4 protein-coding genes and 1 pseudogene are annotated in these 3,362 nt (G+C 63.4%); 4 read left to right on the top strand and 1 reads right to left on the bottom strand.

Annotated elements, in window-relative coordinates; translation table 11 throughout:
• Positions 1 to 192 precede the first annotated feature (192 nt).
• Together purE and EN991_RS28625 are read left to right on the top strand one after the other, a co-directional pair.
• A complete protein-coding gene (gene purE, locus EN991_RS28630; protein ID WP_063169171.1) occupies positions 193 to 690 on the top strand; it encodes a 5-(carboxyamino)imidazole ribonucleotide mutase in 498 nt (165 codons plus the stop codon).
• Positions 687 to 1,766 (top strand): 5-(carboxyamino)imidazole ribonucleotide synthase, encoded by a 1,080-nt coding sequence (locus EN991_RS28625; RefSeq protein WP_127370002.1) that lies wholly within the window; start codon positions 687 to 689, stop codon positions 1,764 to 1,766. The genes purE and EN991_RS28625 overlap by 4 nt, the downstream gene beginning before the upstream one ends.
• Positions 1,767 to 1,772: 6 nt before the next feature.
• On the opposite strand, the pseudogene EN991_RS28620 reads toward EN991_RS28625, so the two are convergent.
• Positions 1,773 to 2,196 (bottom strand): annotated as a pseudogene (locus tag EN991_RS28620) (lysozyme inhibitor LprI family protein).
• 240 nt (positions 2,197 to 2,436) lie between these two features.
• On the opposite strand from EN991_RS28620, the gene ykgO reads away from it, so the two are divergent.
• Both ykgO and EN991_RS28610 read left to right on the top strand, forming a co-directional pair.
• Complete coding sequence (gene ykgO / locus EN991_RS28615) at positions 2,437 to 2,562, top strand: type B 50S ribosomal protein L36 (RefSeq protein WP_006203764.1); 126 nt, start codon at positions 2,437 to 2,439, stop codon at positions 2,560 to 2,562.
• Positions 2,563 to 2,674: 112 nt separating this feature from the next.
• A complete protein-coding gene (locus EN991_RS28610; protein WP_063169173.1) occupies positions 2,675 to 3,280 on the top strand; it encodes a hypothetical protein in 606 nt (201 codons plus the stop codon).
• Positions 3,281 to 3,362: the final 82 nt, after the last annotated feature.

The following is a 3,362-nucleotide window of genomic DNA, read 5'->3' as shown; positions in this document are numbered from 1 at the left end:
GACAGGACCATGCGGGCGGCCATCACCGCCGCCAACGCGGCTTCGGCCTTGCTGGTCTCGACGCCAGAGGCCGAGCGCGACGGCATCTGACCGGCTGGTTTCCGTCTTGCCAGACCGCAGCAGCGGCCGCCTATCCTTGCGGCCTCGCGCGAATTCCGCTAAGGCGCGCCTTTGTCGCCGGGGAACACGGACTTGGACGATCAACGCGCCGACGTCGCCATCATCATGGGCAGCCAGTCCGACTGGGCGACGATGCGCCATGCCGCCGAAACGCTGGAAGCACTTGGCATCCCGCACAAGCGGCTCATCATCTCCGCGCATCGTACACCGGACCGGCTCTATGATTTCGCCAAGGGCGCCAAGGCGGCCGGTTACCAGGTGATCATCGCCGGCGCCGGCGGTGCAGCACACCTGCCCGGCATGACGGCGGCGATGACGCCATTGCCGGTGTTCGGCGTGCCGGTGGAATCGAAAGCGCTTTCCGGGCAGGATTCGCTGCTGTCCATCGTCCAGATGCCAGCCGGCATTCCCGTTGGAACGCTGGCCATAGGCAAGGCTGGGGCCGCCAACGCAGCCCTTTTGGCCGCCGCCGTGCTGGCCCTGAACGATGACAGCCTTGCCGTCCGTCTGGATGCCTGGCGCGCCGCGCAGACTGCCAAGGTCGCGGCTGAACCGACGGATACGCCGTGAGCCTGCCCGCCGGATCGACCATCGGTATCATTGGCGGCGGCCAGCTCGGCCGCATGCTGGCTGTTGCTGCCGCCCGTCTCGGCTACCGCACCGTGGTGCTGGAGCCGCAAGCGGATTGCCCGGCCGCACAGGTCGCCAACCGGCAGATAACAGCCGCCTATGACGACCCGGCCGCCCTTGCCGACCTGGCAGCGTCAAGTTCCGTCATCACCTACGAGTTCGAGAACGTCCCGGTCGCAGCGGCCAGCGCGCTGGCGGCCAAGGTTCCGGTCTATCCGCCGGCGCGTGCGTTGGAAGTGGCGCAGGACCGGGTGGACGAAAAAACATTCCTCAACGGCATCGGCATTGCCACCGCCGATTTCCACACCGTCGACAATGATGACGAGCTGGCGGCGGCGCTGAAAGCATTCGACGGCAGCGGCATCCTGAAGACCCGGCGCATGGGATATGACGGCAAGGGCCAGCGCGTCTTCCGCAACATGGAAGCCGGCGGTTTTGCCGGCACATGCGAGGCGATGGGCAATGTGCCGCTGATTCTGGAGTCCTTCGTGCCGTTCGAGCGCGAGATATCGGTGATCGCGGCGCGTGGGCTGGACGGTGCGGTTGTCGCCTACGATCCAGCCGAGAATATCCATCGCAACGGCATTCTCCACACATCGACCTTGCCGGCCGCCATTATGCCGGAGACGGCGCAAGCAGCCCGAACGGCCGCATCGAAGATCCTTGCGGCGCTCGACTATGTCGGTGTCATCGGCGTCGAGTTCTTCGTGCTGGCCGATGGCTCGCTGCTGGCCAACGAGATCGCGCCGCGCGTGCACAATTCCGGCCATTGGACGGAAGCCGCCTGTGTCGTTTCGCAGTTCGAGCAGCATATCCGCGCCATCGCCGGCCTGCCGCTCGGCGGCCCGGACCGCCATTCCGACTGCGTGATGGAAAACCTGATCGGCGACGATGTGCTGCGCGTCCCGGAGCTTCTCGCCGAGCCCGATCTGATGCTGCATCTCTACGGCAAGACCGAAGCGCGGCCCGGCCGCAAGATGGGTCATTTCACTCGGATCAGACGTCGCGCCTCATAAGGTTGCCTACTGCGCGTCGTCGCTCTCGTCCTGCCCTGTATTGGCGCAACTCCCATCGCCTTCCTCGCAATTGGCCGCGGCAGCGAGCTGCTTGACGCGGTCATTGGTCAATCTGGGTCAGGCATTGCGAAACTTCCATCGAATGGATCGATCCGCCTTCGCTGGCGGCGGTGGAATGCGCGCACTCGGCATCGCGAAAAGTGATCCAGGCGCGTTGCGCCACCTGCAGCAATCTCTTGCCGTTGGCATCGTCCGAGCTGGTGAGGTTCTGATAGGCCGTGTTGAGCCTGGCGTCGGCCGCCTGGTAATCCTCGCCGGCACAGATGTTCATCATTTGCTGGCTGTCGTCGCTGCGGTCGCATTCCTGCGCGCGCGCAACCGAAGCTGCCGCCAGCAGGACAAGGCAGGCGGCCAGGAACATCCGGCGCATAGTCGTCTCCAAATCATTTCACGGCGACCGCATCATCCCAGCCGGCCCAGGGCCGCGCAATGCCGCAAGGCAGACATGGCGGATAATTGATGACAGGGATGATTCACAGCCGCTATGGAGCACGCTTGCGGTTGACAGGGACAAGGCTCCTCGTTTATGAGCCACCCACAGTTCAAAGGCGCGTCTTCTGGCGCGCCTTAAAATTTCGACCCAACCGGGTCCACACCGACAGGCAAGACCATGAAGATCAAGAATTCGCTCAAGGCGCTGAAGGCGCGTCACCGCGACAACCAGCTGGTTCGCCGCAAGGGCCGCATCTACATCATCAACAAGACCGCCCCGCGCTACAAGGCACGTCAGGGCTGAGTTTTCGGGCAGGAGGCTGTCGCCTCCGCCCATTTGATGCTTGTCGCCGTCTGCCGGCCTTTTCACGCCAAATTCAGTTTGACGTTCTCTCGCCCGGGACTAGAGTCCGGCGATGCGGATTCCTTTTGCATTTTTGACATCTCTGCTTGTTTCCGGCGTCATTTATGGCCCGGCATGGGCGGATGGTGCTGTCGCGCCGCCGTCCACTCAGGATGCGCCGCCCGCCCCAACGACGAAACAAGCCCGCCTCGATCAGCTGTTCAGCGACTTGAAACGCGAACGCAACGAAAAGGCGGCGGAGCGCATCGCCGGCAACATCTGGAGCGAGTGGTCGCAATCCGGCAGCGCCTCGATCGACCTGATGATGCAATGGTCGCAAAAAGCCGTCGAGGGCCAGAAGTTCGACGTCGCGCTCGATTTCCTCGACCAGGTGGTGACTTTGCAGCCTACTTATGCCGAGGGCTGGAACCGGCGCGCCACCGTCCATTTCATGATGAAGAACTACGGCAAGTCGATGTCCGACATCGACCATACGCTGCAGCTCGAGCCGCGCCATTTCGGTGCGCTGTCCGGCCTGGCGCAGATCATGGCGTTGACCGGCCACAAGCAATCGGCGCTCGAGGCCTGGCAAAAGGTGCTGGCCATCTATCCGATGATGCGCAGCGCCCAGGACCAGGTCGGCACGATTTCGGAGGAACTTGCCGGTGAAGGCATTTGATTGCTCTAGGGGAGTAAGGGAATAGGGCAGTAAGACAGTAGGGGCAGATCGCACCTGCGGAACACACACCCTACTCCCCTAC

It is taken from the genome of Mesorhizobium sp. M7A.F.Ca.US.005.03.2.1, from assembly GCF_003997795.1.
GTDB classification, from domain to species: domain Bacteria; phylum Pseudomonadota; class Alphaproteobacteria; order Rhizobiales; family Rhizobiaceae; genus Mesorhizobium; species Mesorhizobium ciceri.
The sequence above is the reverse complement of the archived record's forward strand: the minus strand, read 5'-3'. Positions and strand labels throughout refer to the sequence as shown.